Raw genomic sequence first — 15,699 nt, forward strand, 5'->3', positions numbered from 1 at the left:
GTCGCTCCCTCATCCGGAGCGGCGGGCCGATCTTTTTGGCACGTCGTAGCCGGGTGATGGGTGCTGACCGTCGCTTCCGAGCCGCCTTCTGGAAGATCAAGAGCTTGATGTCGTAGCCGGGTGGTGCGTTCAGACCGCTGCTCCCGCCGAGGACCCGTCCGGGCGGCCGCACGCTTCGCTTCCGCGGCCACCCTCCCGGCGACGTGCGTAAGTGGTTGCCCTCCGGCGCGCCGCGCCGCTCAAACCCGGCGCCGCGCCCTCGCCGACCGCCCTCCCCTGCGCCTCGGCCGCCGCATCCTCGCGCCCTCGCCGCCGGCGCTCTCGCGCCGCATCCTGCGCGCCTCGCCACCGCTTCCCCGCGCCCTCGCCGCGGCATCCCCCGCGGTTTCGCCACCGCTTCCCCGCGCCCTCCGCCGCCTCCCCCGCCCCTAATGGGTGGGCAGGAAGGTAGCCGACGAATGTGACGAACTTCGGCGTTATCCACAGGCCGGAAGTCGCGGCGTTAATTCGGTTGCGCGGGTCTGGGGCGTTGCGGGAGGGTCACTCCGTCCGGCCCGCGAACGCAGGCCAGTTGTCCGGCCCGCCGCCGCGTGGGTCCCTGGTGAGAAGGGGGTGTGAACACATGGCCGTCTTTGTCATTCGCCGTGCCCTTGTTCAGATCCAGACCTTCTTCTCCGAGGAGACCCCGAAGTGCGCGAGCACACCATGCGCCGCGGAAAGCGCAAGTTCGACGACGACAACGAATCCGACTTCCTGAAGTGGGGCGCGGCCGAGCCACGGCTCCAGGAAGACCCTGACCTGCCCCCTGAAGGCGACCACTGGTCGACCTGGGACGGCGCGTTCCACGGTCCCGAACCCCGGCCCGATTGGGTCCGCACCGAGCACGCCGCGGTGGACGCCGAACTCGGCATCCTGAAGACCGGCAAGGAAGCCGACGTCTACCTGGTCCGGCGCTACGTACCGGAGACCGACAAAATCAGCCTGCTGGCCGCGAAGCGCTACCGCGACGGCGATCACCGGCTCTTCCACCGGGACGCCGGCTATCTCGACGGGCGGCGGGTGCGCCGGTCCCGGGAGATGCGGGCGATGACCAACCGCACGTCGTTCGGCAAGGAGCTGATCGCCGGGCAGTGGGCGGCGGCCGAGTTCGGGGCGCTCTCCCACCTCTGGCAGGTGGGCCGGGAGAGCGACCTGATCCGGGTGCCGTACCCGGTGCAGCTGATCGGCACCGAGTTGCTGCTGGAGTTCATCGGCGACTGGGAGACCGGCGAGGCGGCGCCGCGTCTGGCGCAGGTGCGGGCCGGCCGGGACGAGCTGGAGGACCTGTGGCGGCAGATGGTCGACGCGCTGTCCGTCCTGGCCCGGGTGCAGGTGGCGCACGGTGACCTGTCGCCGTACAACACGATGGTCCACGACGGGCGGCTGGTGCTGATCGACCTGCCGCAGATCATCGACGTGGTGGCCAACCCGCAGGGCGCCGACTTCATCGCCCGGGACGTCAAGAACGTGGCGGCCTGGTTCACCAGCCGCGGCGTGCACACCGACACGGAGGGCCTGATCGAGCGCCTACTCCACGAAGCGGGGCTGCTATGAGACCACCAAGCGGAAGATCACGGCAACGTGCCCGGCCCCGGCCACCCAGTCCGAGGTGGCCGAGGCCGAAGCCGCGTCACTGGAGGTAGCCCTCCACCTCCGACACGCTGTGCGCCTGCTCGGCGTTCGGGTCGTTACCCACCTCGCGGGCGGCCCGACGCCGGCGCAGCAGGTCCCAGCACTGGTCGAGCCCTTCCTCGAGCTCCTTGAGCCGGGCGTGTTCGTCATCGCTGCTGATCTCGCCGCGCCCCACCTGCTGGCGCAGCTTGTGCTCCTCGTCGACCAGCTCATGGATCCGGCCGAGCACGGTTTTGTCATCCATGAACCGAAGCCTACTCAGGGAGGATCACCCCGGTGAGCACGCTGTACGAAGGCGCCGCGGAGCACTATGCGAGGGGGCGGCGGGACTATCCGGCGTCGCTGGGCGAGGTGATCCGGGACGCGCTGGGGCTGGACGGGACCGGGCGCCTGCTCGACGTGGGGTGTGGGCCGGGCAAGCTGACCACCCTGCTGGCGCCGCACTTCGCGGAGGCGGTCGGGGTGGACGCCGATCCGGGCATGGTGGCCGTCGCCGCCCGGGAAAGTCCGGAGATCACCTGGCGTCAGCTGTCATCTGGTCGCCATGACCGCGGACAGGCCCTGGATGACGTTGCCGACGACCCGGGTGGGCGCGTAGCGGTTGTCGAGCCAGTCGCGGCCCCGGTGCAGCCAGACGCTGGGCAGGCCCATCGCCGCGGCGCCGCCGATGTCGGCCTCGGGGCTGTCGCCGACCACCCAGGCGCCGCCCAGCCGCATCCGCACCCGCTGCGCCGCCATCGCGAAGATCCGCGGGTTGGGTTTGCTCACACCGGCCTGCTCGGAGATGACCCAGTCGGCGACGTAGCGGTCCAGGCCGGTACGCCGGATCCGGCTCTCCTGCCCCTCGGCCGGGCCGTTGGTGACCACCACCGGCACCCACCCCGCGTCGCCGGAGATCTGCAGGGCGCAGGCGACCAGCGGATCGAGCTTCTCGTAGGCCAGCGGGCCCTCGTGCAACTCCTCGAGCAGGTCGATCGACGGGATACCCAGTTCATACCTGTCCCGGATGGCGTCGGCGACGTCCCAGCGCGACGTCAGACCATCCGCATCAACGGAGAGTAACCAGTCCAACTCGTCCGCCGGCGCCCCGATCTCGTCGAGGAATCCCTTCGCCCACAACCGGAAGGCACCGCTGCGGTCGAGCAGGGTGTCATCCAGGGCAAGGAAGACGAGGGGCACGCGGGCACTTTACGTGAGTGAGTACTGCACCCGACAGCCCACGTGTGTTAACAGACCCCGGTCTGGATGGTGGATTTCGCACCATCAGGACACCCGTCCGGCGCGGAACACGCCGTTTGGCAAGCCGTACGTACGGATTGCATGTGGTGCGACGCCCGTGTCACGATCGACGCCGTGCCCAGGGTGAGCCAGGACCAGCTCGACGCCCGCCGCCACGAGATCCTCGCGGCGGCGCGTGGCTGTTTCGCGCGGTTCGGGTACGAGGGGGCCACGGTCCGTCGCCTCGAGGACGCCACCGGGCTGTCCCGCGGCGCCATCTTTCACCATTTCCGCGACAAGGACTCGCTCTTCCTCGCGGTGGCCGAGGACGACGCCGCCGCGATGGCCCAGACCGTCGCCGACAACGGCCTGGTGCAGGTGATGCGCGATCTGCTCGATCGGGCGGGCGGCGACACGGCCGGCTGGCTGGGCAGTCAGCTCGAGGTGTCGCGGCGGCTGCGCACCGACCCGGCCTTCGCGAAGCGCTGGGCCGAGCGGTCGGCCGCGATCGCCGAGGCCACCCGCGAGCGCCTGGCCCGGCAGCGGGAGGCGGGCGTGCTGCGCGACGACGTCCCGCTCGAGGTGCTGACCCAATTCCTCGAGCTGGCGTACGACGGGATGGTTCTCCACCTGGCCACCGGCCGTCCCCCGGGTGAGCTGAGCCGGGTGCTCGACCTCGTGGAAGAAGCCGTCCGCAAGAGTTGATCGGGCACACCGATCGGGGGAACCCTACCGTTGCGACCGCGGTCACAATGAGGCGGTGACCGACACCTGGGGCATCCCCGGACCGACGTTCCTCCTGTATTTCGTGACGGCCATCGTCGCGGCGTCGATCGTTGCGACCATCGCCCGCCGGATCATCTTCGCCGGCCCGTCCATCGGCGCCCTCGCGCCGCTCACTCCACAGCAGGTGGCCTACCTCAACGGCGGCGCCGACCGGGCCGTCTGCGCCTCGGTCACCGTCCTCCGCGCCGCCGGCGCCCTCGGCAGCGAGGCCGGCGGCGTGATGGCCGCGACCGGATCGATGCCGGCCGGCGCCACCTCGCTCGACGCCGCCATCCACCACGCGGCCGGCCGCCGGACGAAGGCGCAGAACCTCAAGCGCGACCCGTGGGTGGTCCCGGCCGTCGATCAGCTCCGGCAGGGGCTCGAGCAGTACGGGTACGCGACCACCAGCGACCAGCGCGCCACGGCCCGGGTCTGGGCGCTGCTGCCCGGCGGCGTGGTCCTGCTCGGCGTGGCACGCCTCTTCGCCGGCGCCGCGAACGGCAAGCCGGTCGGCGCCCTCCTCCTGCTGCTCATCGTGGCGTTCGTCGCGGCCGTGGTGGCGCTGGTCAAGGCCAATCGGAGGGCCACGTTCTCGACGACCCGGGCGCTGCGCCAGATCAGGACCGACAGCCGCCACCTGTCCCCGCAGATGACGCCGTCGCTGACCACCTACGGCGCGACCGCCGCGGCGATGGGCGTGGCCGTCTTCGGCGCGGCGTCGCTGTACGCGATGGACCCGGCCTTCGCCGCCGAGGCGGAGATCCAGCGGATGGGCGCCGGCGGCCCGCTCGGCAGCGGCAGCGGCGGCGGCTCGTGCGGCGGTGGCAGCTCCTGCGGGGGCGGCGGCTGCGGCGGTGGCTGCGGCGGCTGACTGGCGCCCGCGGTCCACTATAGAAGTGTGACCACTGCCATACTCTGCGTACTCGTCGCGTTGGCTCTGCTGATCGTCCATCATGTGCTGGTCGTCCGGGTGCGGGGCGCCGAGCGAACCCCGGACTGGGCCGAGGCCGCCTACATCCGCGGCGGTCCCCGGCAGGTGGTCGCCTCGGCCCTGATCAGGTTGCGGGCGGCCGGCCGGATCGAGATCGCCGGCGGGGGACCGGCCGCGACCGGCGCCTTCCCGGCCGGGGACGGCCGGCTCGTCCAGGCGGTCTGGCGCGCGCACGGCGACCGGAAGGACGAGGACGTACGAGCCGCGCTGCGGACGGTGCGCGACGAGGTGGCGCGGGCCGGGTGGCACGTGAGCCGGCGCAGCCGGGTGATCCACTTCGGTCTCGGCGCGGTGGCGGCCACGACCGTCGGGTACGCCTGGTGGTACCTGATCACCCACGCCTCCCATACGGCCCCCTGGGCCTTCGGCAGCGTCTTCCTGATGCTGCTGTCGCTGACCACGCTGATCGCGACGGGCAACGTTCCCGGCTCGACCCGGGCCGGTGACCGGGCCGCCGGGCGGCTGGCGGCGAGCAGTCCGGCTGTCCCCGTGACACCGACCCTGGCCTCGTTCGACCCCGCCACCGCCGGACTGCTCGTCGCCCTCAACGGGACCGGGATGTTCTTCCTGGCCGACTACGACTTCGCGAAAGCAGCCGGAGTGCCGAGGCCGGACGACCCGAACAACGGTGCCGAGGGTGGCAGCTGCGGAGGAGGATGCGGAGGTGGCGGATGCGGCTGTGGTGGTTGACGTCCGGCCAGGTCAACCGACGTTTGCAGGCTGCTGCACAATGAGGCCAACAGGCCGTTGAAAGGGGGGTTTCGCCATGGACACCTGGGGCATTCCCGGACCCACGTTCCTCGCCTACTTCGTGGTCGCGATCCTCGCCGCCACGATCGTCGCCGGCATCGCCCGGCGGATCATCTTCGCCGGGCCGTCCGACGGCACCCGGCTGACCCTGGCCCCGCAGCAGGTCGCGTATCTCAACGGGCGCGACAACCTGGCGGTCTACGCCTCCCTCACCGGCCTCCGCGCCTCGGGCGCGCTGAACAGCGGGCCGGGCGGCACCCTGCAGCAGACCGGCCCGATGACGGCCGGACTGACCCCGTTGGACGTCGCGATCTACAACGCGGCCGGCCGCGGCACCCGCACCCGAGACCTGACCAACGACCAGTACGTGCGGTCGGCCCTCGACCAGCTGCGGGAAAACGTGCAGCGGACCGGCTACGCGACCACCAGCGGTCAGCGGTCGATCGCGCGGCTGTGGGCGTGCCTGCCGATCGCGGTGGCCCTGGTCGGCGTGGCCCGGCTGATCGCCGGCCTGCGGAACGACAAGGCGGTCGGCTTCCTGGTGCCGCTGCTGATCTTCGCGGTGATCGTGGCGATCGCGGCCCTGGTGCAGTCCAACCGCAGCTCCACGTACGCGACCGGCAAGGCCCTGAACCGGCTGCGCAAGGACAACCGGCACCTGGCGCCGACGATGTCGCCGTCGCTGACCACCTACGGCGCGGCCACCGCGGCGATGGGCGTCGGCCTGTTCGGCGCGGCGTCGCTGTACGCGATGGACCCGGCGTTCGCCGCCGAGGCCGAGATCCAGCGCCACCTCGGCACCGCGGGCGGCGGCAACAGCGGCTCGTACGACGGCAGCAGCTCGTCCTGCTCCAGCGGCAGCTCGTGCGGCGGTGGCAGCTCATGTGGTGGCGGTGGCGGCGGAGGGTGCGGCGGATGACGACGTTCCTGGCCACGGAGTACGGCGTCGGCATCGGCTGGCGGCCCGAGATCGCCGGGTTCGTCGCCGAACTGCCCGGCCTCCGCTTCGCCGAGGTGGTGGCCGAGTCGGTGCACGACCACGACGACCTGCCGCCCGGCCTGGCCGAGCTGCTCGCCCGCGGCGTGGCCGTCGTGCCCCACGGCGTGCGGCTGTCGCTGGGCGGCGCCGAACCGGTCGAGCCGGAGCGGGTGCGCCACCTCGCCCGGGTCGCCGAGCGGGTGGGCGCGCCCCTGGTCAGCGAACACATCGCGTTCGTCCGGGCCGGTGGCGTCGAGGCCGGCCACCTGCTGCCGATCCCGCGCAGCCGCGAGTCGGTCGACGCCATCGTCGCCAACGTCAAGCGCACCCAGGCCGAGCTGAGCGTGCCGATCGCCCTGGAGCCGATCGCCGCGGTCTTCGACTGGCCCGACAACGAGCTGGCGGAGGGCGACTTCCTCACCGAGATCCTCGAGCAGACCGGCGCCCTGCTCCTGCTGGACGTGGCCAACGTGTACGCCAACGCGATCAACCGCGGCACCGAGCCGGCCGCGCTGTTCGACCGGATCCCGTTGGAGCGCGTCGCCTACGTGCACGTGGCGGGCGGCGCCGAGCACGACGGCATCTACCACGACACACACACCGACGCGGTGCCGCAGGTGGTGTTCGACCTGGTGGCCGAGCTGTGCTCGCGGCGGCGGCCGCCGGCGCTGATGCTGGAGCGCGACGGCCACTACCCGCCGGCCGATGCGCTGCGCCAGGAACTCGACGCCATCGCCAAGGCGTCCGGCTACCCGGCCGTCACGTGACGACGCCCCACCCCGGTGGTGGCCCAGGACGGTATTCCACGCCGGAACACCGGGGTGACCACGCAGGACAACCCGGCGGGGCGGCAAAGAGCTTGGCCGAACGCCAAGCTGAGCTTGTCGGCACGCTCACCTCTGGTGCGCCCGTACCCGATGGATTTGATCCTCGTCTGGTCGAGACCGCGCGGGTCGCGCTGCTGAGAAAGCGGGCCGGTGAGGTCGCGAAAGCATGGCCGGCGCTGGCGGCGTCGCACGGCCGGGACTGGTCGCGGACCTTCGCGCGATGGGCGGCGGCGCGACCGACGCGGGGGTCGTTGCGGGACGGCTGGGACCTGGCGCGGGCGGCCGGTGAGCTCCGGGCCGACGCGGCGGAGGAGCTGGCGGTGCGGGAAGCGACCTATGTGTACGACGGAACCGCCGCGCCGCGCCCACGACGGCTCCCGGCCGTGCGACGCGGCGACGGCGGCGTGATCATCCAGGTCGCGGGCCGGCTGCGAATCCTGCGCCGGCCCTAGACCCAGAACGTGTCGTGCCGCAGGTAGAACTCGACGCGCTCCTCCTCGGTCATCTGGGCCGCGGTGCCGACCCGCTCGAAGTAGTCCTCGCGCGGCGCGCCCGGGGCGAACAGGATGAGCATCGACGCCGGCTCGCCCGACTCGTTGCGGAAGCCGTGCCGGCCGCCCTCGGGCACGAAGAGGAAGTCGCCCGGGGTGCCCTCGATCCACTTCTTGCCGTCGTAGAGCTGGACCGAGCCGGAGAGCACGTAGAACGACTCGGAGATGGACCGGTGGAAATGCGGGTCGGGGCCGCTGCGGGGACCCTTGAAGTCCCAGCGGTAGAGGCCGAACTGCCCGTTGGTGGTGTCGCCGGTGGCCAGGTAGCTGGCGGCGGTGCTCTTGCCGTCGAGCTCGGGCGGTTGCGAGCCGAGCCGCACGGTGGCCGACGCCTCGCCGCCCTCGCCGAGGTACCGCGGTTCTGGATACGACATGCTCCCGAACCTACGCTGGGATCATGGATCTCGGGTTGCATGATCGGGTCTTCGTCCTCACCGGGGCGTCCAAGGGCCTCGGGTACGCCACGGCGGCGGCGCTGGTGGCCGATGGCGCCCGGGTGGTCATCTCGTCGCGGTCCTCCTCGCTCGTCTCGGCGGCGGTCTCACGGCTCGGGCCCCTCGCTCATGGCCTGGCCGCCGACCTGTCGGACTCCTCGACTCCGTCGCAGCTCGTCGACGCGGCTATGGGACATTTCGGACGGTTCGACGGCGCCCTGATCTCGGTCGGCGGGCCGCGGCCCGGGACGGCCGCCGCGGTCTCCGACTCGGCGTGGCGGGACGCGTTCGAAACCGTGTTCCTCGGCTCGGTGCGGGCGGCCCGGGTCTTCGCCACCGCGCTGGCGGCGGGCGACGGCGGCGCGATCGGGCTGGTGCTGTCCCGATCGTCCCGCGAGCCGTTGCGCGGGCTGGGCCTCTCCAACGGGTTGCGGCCCGGTCTGGCCGGCGTCGCCAAGGACATGTCCGACGAGTACGGGCCTCAGGGTGTCCGCTTCGTCAGCCTGCTGCCCGGCAGCATCCTCACCGACCGCAGCCGCGAGATGTTCGAGGCCGGCGGCGACCCCGAGCGTGCTTCTGAGGAGGCGGGTGCGAAGGTTCCGCTGCGCCGCATCGGCACGCCCGAGGAGTTCGGCCGGGTGGCGGCGTTCTGCCTCTCCCCCGCGGCGAGCTACCTGACCGGGATCACGCTGCCGGTCGACGGCGGCGCCCTCCGCGGCCTGTGAAGCCTTCACCCGCGGATCTGGCCGCCGCGGCCGGGAAGACCATCCCCGACGTGGTCGGGCCGGATCTCCGCGTGCTGTTCTCGGGCATCAACCCGAGCCTGTACTCGGCCGCGACCGGCCACCACTTCGCCCGCCCCGGCAACCGCTTCTGGCCGGCCCTGCACCTGTCCGGCTTCACCTCGCGGCGCCTGCATCCGTCCGACCAGGGCGATCTGCCGTCGCTCGGGCTCGGCATCACCAATGTCGTGGCGCGCGCGTCGGCCCGGGCCGACGAACTCTCCCCCGCCGAACTCGTCGAGGGCGGCGCCGCCCTGGCCGCGCTGGTCGCCCGATGGCGGCCGCGGTTCCTGGCCGTGCTCGGGGTGACCGCCTATCGCACGGCCTTCGCCCGCCCGCGCGCCGCCGTCGGCCCGCAACCCGAGTCGTTCGGCGACACCGCGATCTGGGTCCTTCCCAACCCGAGCGGCCTCAACGCCCACTACCAGATCGACCGCCTGGCCGCCGAGTTCACCCGCCTCCGGGAGGCCACGTCGTGACCCCACAGATCGTGCAGTTGCTGGCCTCGCCGGTGAGCCGCTTCGTCGGCCGGCCCATCGACGGCCCCGCACCCGCACCGCCGGGCGAGTTGGTGAGCGAGATCCACATCCGGGCCGGGCTGGGCATCGTCGGCGACCGCTACTTCAACAAGCCGGCCCACCGCGACGCGAGTGTCACGGTCATCGCCCAGGAATCCCTCCCGCCGGGCATCGACCTCACCCACGTACGCCGCAACATCCTCACCGCCGGCCTCGACGTGGACGACCTGGTCGGCCGCACCCTCTGCCTCGACTCGGGCCAGGGTCCGGTGGTCCTGGAGGTCCGCCGCCGGGCCAACCCGTGCGCCTGGATGGACGTGACGATCGCCCCGGGCGCCTGGCGCAAGCTACGCGGCCGGGGCGGAATCCGCTGTGTCCCCGCCAACGACGGTGTGCTCCGCACCGGCGTCGTGAGCGTGGAGATCCGCTGATGATCCCCCGCCCCGGGCCTGCCCGGATCGCCGCCGCTCGTTGAGATGGACCTCTGATCAGGCCGCGCGGCGCAGGATGTCGAGGACGAACCAGTCGTCGTCGTGGTGGACGATCGGGGTCAGCTCGGGCCGGGCGATCAGATCGGCGTGCACGTTGAAGCCGTCGTAGCCGCCGGTCGGGGAACGGTCGCGGAAGTGCACGGCCACGATGTCGCCGTCGGGTTCGAGAACGGTGACCAGGCCGTCGAGCAGGGCGGTGAGGTCGGCGGCGGACAGGTAGTAGAGCAGGTCGCCGACGACGATCAGGTCGAACGGGCCGGTCGGCAGGTCGGCCGGCAGCAGCGCGCGGGCCACCTCGACCTGCGGGAACGACGCGACCGCGGCCGCCGCCTGGGTGACCGCCGCCTCAACGCAGTCGACCGCGAGCAGCGAGCCGCAGCGCGGCGCCAGCAGGCGAGTCAACTCGCCCACGGCGCAACCCGGCTCGTACGCCCGCCGGTAACGCTCACGCGGCAGCGAGGCCGCGGTGACCGCGTACTTGCGCCGGTCGCTCCACTTCGTCGCGTTGTCCCACGGGTCGTCCTTGGCCAGGTAGAGGTTGACGAAGTGTTCCTCGGAGAAGGAAGCAGCCGGCGCGGAGGCGTCGCCTTGAACTCGGGTCACGGCGCAATCTTGTCAGGCACCGGCAGGATGATCGGCTCCGCGTCGCCGGCCAGGGGCGGGGCGGGGCTGTCGGCCACCGCGAACTGGGTGCGGTAGAGCTCGGCGTAGAGCCCGCCCGCCGCGACCAGCTCGTCGTGCCGGCCGCGCTCGACGATCTGGCCGTCGTCCATCACCAGGATCAGGTCGGCGTCGCGGACCGTGCTCAGCCGGTGGGCGATGACCAGCGCCGTGCGGCCGGTCAGGGCCACCGACAACGCCCGCTGCACGGCCGCCTCGGACTCGCTGTCGAGGTGGGCCGTGGCCTCGTCGAGAATCACGATCGACGGGTGCTTGAGCAGCAGCCGGGCAATCGCGATGCGCTGCTTCTCGCCGCCGGAGAAGCGGTAGCCGCGCTCGCCGACGACCGTGTCGAGCCCGTCGGGCAGGCGGCGGACCAGGCCTTCCACCTGGGCGCCGCGCAACGCCGCCCACATGTCGTCCTCGGTCGCGTCCGGAGCGGCGTACCCCAGGTTCTCGCGGATCGTCTCGTGGAAGAGGTGGGAATCTTGGGTGACCACGCCGATCGTGTCGCGCAGGGAGTCGAGCGTCGCGTCGCGCACGTCGACCCCGCCGACCAGCACCGCGCCCTCGGTCACGTCGTAGACCCGGGACGCCAGCATCGACGTGGTGGACTTGCCCGCGCCGGACGGGCCGACCAGCGCCACCATCTGGCCCGGCTCGACGGTGAAGTCGACGCCCCTGAGCACCGGCGCGTTCTCGCGGCGGTCGAGCGTGGCCACGTCTTCCAGCGTGGCCAGCGAGACCTCGTCGGCGGCCGGGTAGCGGAAGTGGACCTGGCGGAACTCGAGGCGGCCGACCCCGACCGGGACGGCGTCGGGCTTCTCGACGATGCCGGGGGCGAGGTCGAGCACCTCGAAGACGCGGTCGAACGAGACCAGGGCGCTCATCACGTCGACCCGGACGTTGCTGAGCGCGGTGAGCGGGCCGTAGAGCCGGGTGAGCAGCAGGGCCAGCGTCACCACGGTGCCCGCCGTCACGCTGCCGGTGACCGCGAGCCAGCCGCCCAGCCCGTAGGTCAGGGCCTGGGCGAGCGACGCGACCAGCAGCATCGCGACGAAGAACGTACGCGAGAACATCGCCTGCTGGACCCCGATGTCGCGGACCCGGGCCGCGCGCTCGCCGAACCGCTTCGCCTCGGTCTCGGGCCGGCCGAACAGCTTGACCAGCAGCGCCCCGGACACGTTGAAGCGCTCGGTCATGGTCGCGTTCATCTTCGCGTCGAGGTTGTAGGACTCGCGGGTGATCTCGGCCAGCCGCTTGCCGACCCGGCGGGCCGGGATGATGAAGACCGGCAGCATGACCACCGACAGCAGGGTGATCTGCCAGGACAGGCTGATCATCACGGCCGCGGTGAGCACCAGCTGGATGACGTTGCTGACCACACCGGACAGCGTCGAGGTGAAGGCCCGCTGGGCGCCGGTGACGTCGTTGTTGAGCCGGCTGACCAGGGCGCCGGTCTGGGTGCGGGTGAAGAACTGCAGCGGCATCCGCTGCACGTGGTCATACACCCGGGTGCGCAGGTCGAGGATGATGCCCTCGCCGATGCGGGCCGAATACCACCGCTGGGCCAGCGAGAGGAACGCGTCGACCACGGCCAGGCCGGCGATCAGCAGCGCGAGCCGGATGACGGTCGAGCCGGCCGACGGACCACCGCCGGTGATCGCGTTGACGACGTGGCCGGCCAGCACCGGGGTGGCCACCCCGATCACCGCGGCGAGCACCACGGTGACGAGGAACACGGTGATGTCGGAGCGGTAGGGCCGGGCGAACTCGACGATCCGCCGGGTGACGCCCGCGCTCAGCTTGTGTTTGCTGACGCCCTCGGCCTTCTCGATCGAGCGCAGCATCATCCAGCTGTTCATGGGGCTTGTCATCGGTCACCTCCCGGGGGTCAGACCTCGAGTCTGCCCGCCGGGTACGACAACTTTGCGCCCCAGGGCCCTATTCCGCCAGGTCGGCCAGCCGCCGGGTCTGCGCCTCCCGCTCCGCGCGGTCCTGCTCGGCGTAGGTGCGGGCGCCGGCCCCCGTGATCAGCGCCTTGATCTCGGCCACCGCCCCCCGGTCGGCGGCCAGGATCGCCGCGGCCAGGTCGTCGACCGCCGCGCCCAGTTCCGCGCCGGGTACGACCGCCGTGGCCAGGCCGAGGCGATCGGCCTCGTCGGCCGCGACGCGCCGCCCGGTCACGCAGATCTCCAGCGCGCGGGACGGGCCGACGAGCTCGGTCAGGCGTTTGGTGCCGCCCAGATCCGGGACCAGTCCCAGGCTCACCTCGGCCATGGAGAACCGCGCGTCGTCGGCCAGCACCCGCATGTCGCAGTTGAGCGCGAGTTGAAAACCCGCGCCGATGGCATGGCCTTGCACGGCCGCGATCGTCACCCTCGACGGTTCACGCAACCACGTGAACGCGGACTGGAACCCGGCAATCCGTTCCGCGCACTCGTCCGCCGGTAAGCGCGCCAGATCGGCGAGTGAAGAATCGCCGTCGCCACGCGCGGTCGACAGATCGAGGCCGGCGGAAAATGCGCGTCCCGCACCCCGCACAATGACGACTCGCACCTCTCCCGGCAATTTCCGGGAAATGTTGCCGAGCTCGGCCCACATGGCCGGAGTCTGCGCATTGAGCACGTCGGGCCGCGACAGGGTCACCGTCGCAATCGGCCCGTCCTGCCGATAATCGACCCCGGCGTCGTTGCTGCTGGTCGTCACGCCTTCTTGCGGCGGCGAGCACCGCCACGCTGGCGAAGCTGCACACCCGACTCGGTGAGCACTCGATGCACGAATCCGTACGACCGTCCGGTCGATGCGGCCAGCGCGCGAATGCTCTCACCGGATGTGTAACGCTTCACCAGGTCCTTGGCGAGCGTCTGCCGCTCGCTTCCGACGATTCGACGACCCTTCTCAGTGCTGGTTGCTGTGCCCGTGGCTGGCATCTTGAATCCTCACGTCCCAGACTGTGCGGTTCATACGGTCTCACCTATTAGAGCGCCTCGGACGATCATGCGCCAGGCATCTCGCCCTCCCCAACGTGCCCAATTACCACTGTCAGGAACTTGACGACGAGCAAGCGCATCAATGTCAGACGGTTAGCCGAGAGGCGCTTGACTACGGGAATGCACAACGGCCTCCGCTGCGGAGCGTGATCATGCTCAACCCTCAAGACCCACGATCACCAGCACAAACATCGACCAAGACCCACTAGCCCCAAGGTCACCGTGCGTCGATGTCTCGCTCACCGAGCGCCGTGATCCACTGACCGAACGGGCACAGCGCCGGCGATGTTAGCGCTCACCAAAATGACCGATGCCCTGTCGGTTCTGACCGTTGGCGGTCAGAAGTCGCACAGGCTGTGCGACGCCCGGTTGACAAAGCCAAACGCGCAGTGATCGGGATCAATTGGGACAGATCACGCCAACTCGACCAGCTCGAGCAGGTCGTCGCTCCACGCGTCCTCGTCGCCGTCCGGCAGCAGGATCGCCCGATCGGGCTTCAGCGCCTGCACCGCGCCCGCGTCGTGGGTGACCAGGACGATGGCGCCGGGATAGTTGGCGATCGCGTCCAGCACCTGCTCGCGGCTGACCGGGTCGAGGTTGTTCGTCGGTTCGTCCAGCAGCAGCACGTTCGCGCCGGAACAGACCAGCGTGGCCAGGGCCAGCCGGGTCTTCTCGCCGCCGGACAGCACACCGGCCGGCTTCTCGACGTCGTCGCCGGAGAACAGGAAGGCGCCCAGGATCTTCCGCAGCTCGGTGTCGGTCTGCTCGGACGCGGCGCTGCGCATGTGTTCCAGCACCGTGCGGTCGACGTCGAGCGTCTCGTGCTCCTGCGCGTAGTAGCCCAGCCGCAGGCCGTGCCCCGGGCGCACCTCGCCGGTGTCGCTGTCCAGGATGCCGCCGAGGATGCGCAGCAGGGTCGTCTTGCCGGCGCCGTTCAGGCCCAGGATCGCGACCCGGGAACCACGGTCGACGGCCACGTTCACGTCGGTGAAGATCTCCAGCGAGCCGTACGACTTGGACAGCCCGGCCGCGGTCAGCGGGGTCTTGCCGCACGCGGCCGGCTGCGGGAACCGGACCTTGGCGACCCGGTCGCTGGTGCGTACCTCGTCCAGACCGCTCAGCAACCGCTCGGCCCGCCGGGCCATGTTCTGCGCGGCCACCGTCTTGGTCGCCTTGGCCCGCATCTTGTCGGCTTGCGCCATCAGGGCGCCGGCCTTCTTCTCGGCGTTGGCCCGCTCGCGGCGGCGCCGCTTCTCGTCGGTCTCGCGCTGGTCGAGGTAGGTCTTCCAGCCGACGTTGTAGATGTCGACCATCGAGCGGTTGGCGTCCAGGTACCAGACCTTGTTGACCGCGGCCTCCAGCAGCGCCACGTCGTGGCTGATCACCACGAGCCCGCCCTTGTGCTGGGCCATGTAGCCGCGCAGCCAGGTGATCGAGTCGGCGTCGAGGTGGTTGGTCGGCTCGTCGAGCAGCAGGATGCCCTTGCCGTTCTGGCCGGAGTTCTGGAACAGGATGCGGGCCAGCTCGATGCGGCGCCGCTGACCGCCGGACAGGGTGCCGATGGTCTGCGCGAGGGCCCGGTCGGGCAGGCCGAGGTTGGCGCAGATCCGGGCCGCCTCGGCCTCGGCGGCGTACCCGCCCAGGCTGGCGAACTGGTCCTCCAGGTTGCCGTAGCGCCGGATCAGCTTCTCGTCGCTGCTCTCCTCGAGCTGCACCTCGAGCTTCTGCATCTCGGCCAGCAACACATCAAGACCGCGGGCGGAGAGTACGCGGTCACGTGCGGTCACGTTGAGATCACCGGTACGCGGGTCTTGTGGCAGGTAACCGACCTCGCTGGTGCGGGTGACCTCACCGGCGAACGGCTGGCCCTCACCCGCGAGCACCTTGAGGGTGGTGGTCTTGCCGGCGCCGTTGCGGCCGACCAGGCCGATCCGGTCGCCCGGCTGCACGCGCAGCGTGGTCGGGCTGATCAAGATGCGTGCGCCCGCGCGGAGTTCCAGGCCGGTGGCGGTGATCATGGTTGAGACTCTCGCTCTCAGAGGTCGAAGGCTGTTTTAAGGCACGCG

Annotated in this window: 18 protein-coding genes and 1 pseudogene; 11 read left to right on the forward strand and 8 right to left on the reverse strand. The window is 71.2% G+C overall.

Translation table 11 applies throughout. The features are described from left to right. The first annotated feature begins 705 nt into the window (after window positions 1–705). The gene (locus AB0O15_RS30005) at window positions 706–1,593 is read left to right on the forward strand and encodes an RIO1 family regulatory kinase/ATPase (RefSeq protein WP_364325526.1); all 888 of its coding nucleotides are present in this window, start codon (window positions 706–708) and stop codon (window positions 1,591–1,593) included. A 76-nt stretch (window positions 1,594–1,669) separates the two neighbouring features. Here the strand turns inward: AB0O15_RS30005 and AB0O15_RS30010 are convergent, their stop codons facing one another. After that, window positions 1,670–1,915, reverse strand: coding sequence for a DUF2630 family protein (locus AB0O15_RS30010; RefSeq protein WP_364325030.1), 246 nt, complete (start codon window positions 1,913–1,915; stop codon window positions 1,670–1,672). Between the two features lie 155 nt (window positions 1,916–2,070). Here AB0O15_RS30010 and AB0O15_RS30015 point away from each other — a divergent pair. Then, window positions 2,071–2,187 (forward strand): annotated as a pseudogene (locus AB0O15_RS30015) (methyltransferase domain-containing protein); the annotation flags it as partial. Window positions 2,188–2,202: 15 nt separating this feature from the next. Here the strand turns inward: AB0O15_RS30015 and AB0O15_RS30020 are convergent. Then, window positions 2,203–2,850 carry an HAD family hydrolase gene (locus tag AB0O15_RS30020; RefSeq protein ID WP_364325033.1) on the reverse strand — a complete coding sequence of 216 codons (648 nt, stop codon included), beginning with the start codon at window positions 2,848–2,850 and terminating at the stop codon, window positions 2,203–2,205. 174 nt (window positions 2,851–3,024) lie between these two features. Here AB0O15_RS30020 and AB0O15_RS30025 point away from each other — a divergent pair, with 174 nt between their 5' ends. The 6 genes from AB0O15_RS30025 to AB0O15_RS30050 all read left to right on the forward strand — a co-directional run bounded on the left by AB0O15_RS30025 (window position 3,025) and on the right by AB0O15_RS30050 (window position 7,656). Then, window positions 3,025–3,594, forward strand: coding sequence for a helix-turn-helix domain-containing protein (locus AB0O15_RS30025; RefSeq protein WP_364325036.1), 570 nt, complete (start codon window positions 3,025–3,027; stop codon window positions 3,592–3,594). A 55-nt stretch (window positions 3,595–3,649) separates the two neighbouring features. Then, window positions 3,650–4,528: a TIGR04222 domain-containing membrane protein gene (locus AB0O15_RS30030; RefSeq protein ID WP_364325039.1), complete on the forward strand. Its 879-nt coding sequence runs from the start codon at window positions 3,650–3,652 to the stop codon at window positions 4,526–4,528. A gap of 27 nt (window positions 4,529–4,555) precedes the next feature. Then, window positions 4,556–5,338, forward strand: a complete 783-nt coding sequence (locus AB0O15_RS30035; protein WP_364325042.1) for a TIGR04222 domain-containing membrane protein — start codon at window positions 4,556–4,558, stop codon at window positions 5,336–5,338. 76 nt (window positions 5,339–5,414) lie between these two features. Continuing rightward, window positions 5,415–6,317, forward strand: a complete 903-nt coding sequence (locus tag AB0O15_RS30040) for a TIGR04222 domain-containing membrane protein (protein WP_364325045.1) — start codon at window positions 5,415–5,417, stop codon at window positions 6,315–6,317. After that, complete coding sequence (locus AB0O15_RS30045) at window positions 6,314–7,144, forward strand: DUF692 domain-containing protein (RefSeq protein WP_364325048.1); 831 nt, start codon at window positions 6,314–6,316, stop codon at window positions 7,142–7,144. Before AB0O15_RS30040 ends, AB0O15_RS30045 begins: the two co-directional genes overlap by 4 nt. Window positions 7,145–7,236: 92 nt before the next feature. Next, window positions 7,237–7,656: a hypothetical protein gene (locus AB0O15_RS30050; protein ID WP_364325051.1), complete on the forward strand. Its 420-nt coding sequence runs from the start codon at window positions 7,237–7,239 to the stop codon at window positions 7,654–7,656. Here the strand turns inward: AB0O15_RS30050 and AB0O15_RS30055 are convergent. Continuing rightward, window positions 7,653–8,129 carry a cupin domain-containing protein gene (locus AB0O15_RS30055; RefSeq protein WP_364325054.1) on the reverse strand — a complete coding sequence of 159 codons (477 nt, stop codon included), beginning with the start codon at window positions 8,127–8,129 and terminating at the stop codon, window positions 7,653–7,655. The two genes, AB0O15_RS30050 and AB0O15_RS30055, sit on opposite strands and share 4 nt — an antisense overlap. Before the next feature lie 23 nt (window positions 8,130–8,152). On the opposite strand from AB0O15_RS30055, the gene AB0O15_RS30060 reads away from it, so the two are divergent. From AB0O15_RS30060 to AB0O15_RS30070, 3 genes are read left to right on the forward strand one after another with little or no spacing between them, the layout of a single operon-like run. Then, on the forward strand, window positions 8,153–8,914 hold the full coding sequence (locus AB0O15_RS30060) for an SDR family oxidoreductase (protein ID WP_364325057.1): 762 nt from the start codon (window positions 8,153–8,155) through the stop codon (window positions 8,912–8,914). Next, the gene (gene mug, locus AB0O15_RS30065) at window positions 8,911–9,450 is read left to right on the forward strand and encodes a G/U mismatch-specific DNA glycosylase (protein WP_364325060.1); all 540 of its coding nucleotides are present in this window, start codon (window positions 8,911–8,913) and stop codon (window positions 9,448–9,450) included. The genes AB0O15_RS30060 and mug overlap by 4 nt, the downstream gene beginning before the upstream one ends. Then, the gene (locus tag AB0O15_RS30070) at window positions 9,447–9,920 is read left to right on the forward strand and encodes a molybdenum cofactor biosysynthesis protein (protein ID WP_364325062.1); all 474 of its coding nucleotides are present in this window, start codon (window positions 9,447–9,449) and stop codon (window positions 9,918–9,920) included. Before mug ends, AB0O15_RS30070 begins: the two co-directional genes overlap by 4 nt. A gap of 57 nt (window positions 9,921–9,977) precedes the next feature. On the opposite strand, the gene AB0O15_RS30075 is transcribed toward AB0O15_RS30070, so the two are convergent. From AB0O15_RS30075 to AB0O15_RS30095, 5 genes are all read right to left on the reverse strand, one after another. Then, window positions 9,978–10,583, reverse strand: a complete 606-nt coding sequence (locus tag AB0O15_RS30075; protein ID WP_364325065.1) for an SAM-dependent methyltransferase — start codon at window positions 10,581–10,583, stop codon at window positions 9,978–9,980. Further along, a complete protein-coding gene (locus tag AB0O15_RS30080) occupies window positions 10,580–12,517 on the reverse strand; it encodes an ABC transporter ATP-binding protein (RefSeq protein ID WP_364325068.1) in 1,938 nt (645 codons plus the stop codon). Before AB0O15_RS30080 ends, AB0O15_RS30075 begins: the two co-directional genes overlap by 4 nt. 67 nt (window positions 12,518–12,584) lie before the next feature. Further along, window positions 12,585–13,349: an enoyl-CoA hydratase/isomerase family protein gene (locus AB0O15_RS30085; protein WP_364325071.1), complete on the reverse strand. Its 765-nt coding sequence runs from the start codon at window positions 13,347–13,349 to the stop codon at window positions 12,585–12,587. Beyond that, window positions 13,346–13,573 (reverse strand): helix-turn-helix domain-containing protein, encoded by a 228-nt coding sequence (locus AB0O15_RS30090; protein ID WP_285681112.1) that lies wholly within the window; start codon window positions 13,571–13,573, stop codon window positions 13,346–13,348. Before AB0O15_RS30090 ends, AB0O15_RS30085 begins: the two co-directional genes overlap by 4 nt. Window positions 13,574–14,046: 473 nt before the next feature. Next, window positions 14,047–15,651: an ABC-F family ATP-binding cassette domain-containing protein gene (locus AB0O15_RS30095; protein ID WP_364325076.1), complete on the reverse strand. Its 1,605-nt coding sequence runs from the start codon at window positions 15,649–15,651 to the stop codon at window positions 14,047–14,049. Window positions 15,652–15,699 lie beyond the last annotated feature (48 nt).

It is taken from the genome of Actinoplanes sp. NPDC089786, assembly GCF_040684855.1.
Lineage (GTDB): Bacteria > Actinomycetota > Actinomycetes > Mycobacteriales > Micromonosporaceae > Actinoplanes.

What these genes read in the sequence shown, in the direction of transcription:
- AB0O15_RS30080 (WP_364325068.1), bottom strand. Translation starts at nt 12,517, where the DNA reads ATGACAAGCCCCATGAACAGCTGGATGATGCTGCGCTCGATCGAGAAG.
- AB0O15_RS30055 (WP_364325054.1), bottom strand. Translation starts at nt 8,129, where the DNA reads ATGTCGTATCCAGAACCGCGGTACCTCGGCGAGGGCGGCGAGGCGTCG.
- AB0O15_RS30010 (WP_364325030.1), bottom strand. Translation starts at nt 1,915, where the DNA reads ATGGATGACAAAACCGTGCTCGGCCGGATCCATGAGCTGGTCGACGAG.
- AB0O15_RS30040 (WP_364325045.1), top strand. Translation starts at nt 5,415, where the DNA reads ATGGACACCTGGGGCATTCCCGGACCCACGTTCCTCGCCTACTTCGTG.
- AB0O15_RS30005 (WP_364325526.1), top strand. Translation starts at nt 706, where the DNA reads ATGCGCCGCGGAAAGCGCAAGTTCGACGACGACAACGAATCCGACTTC.
- AB0O15_RS30060 (WP_364325057.1), top strand. Translation starts at nt 8,153, where the DNA reads ATGGATCTCGGGTTGCATGATCGGGTCTTCGTCCTCACCGGGGCGTCC.
- AB0O15_RS30045 (WP_364325048.1), top strand. Translation starts at nt 6,314, where the DNA reads ATGACGACGTTCCTGGCCACGGAGTACGGCGTCGGCATCGGCTGGCGG.
- AB0O15_RS30095 (WP_364325076.1), bottom strand. Translation starts at nt 15,651, where the DNA reads ATGATCACCGCCACCGGCCTGGAACTCCGCGCGGGCGCACGCATCTTG.
- AB0O15_RS30090 (WP_285681112.1), bottom strand. Translation starts at nt 13,573, where the DNA reads ATGCCAGCCACGGGCACAGCAACCAGCACTGAGAAGGGTCGTCGAATC.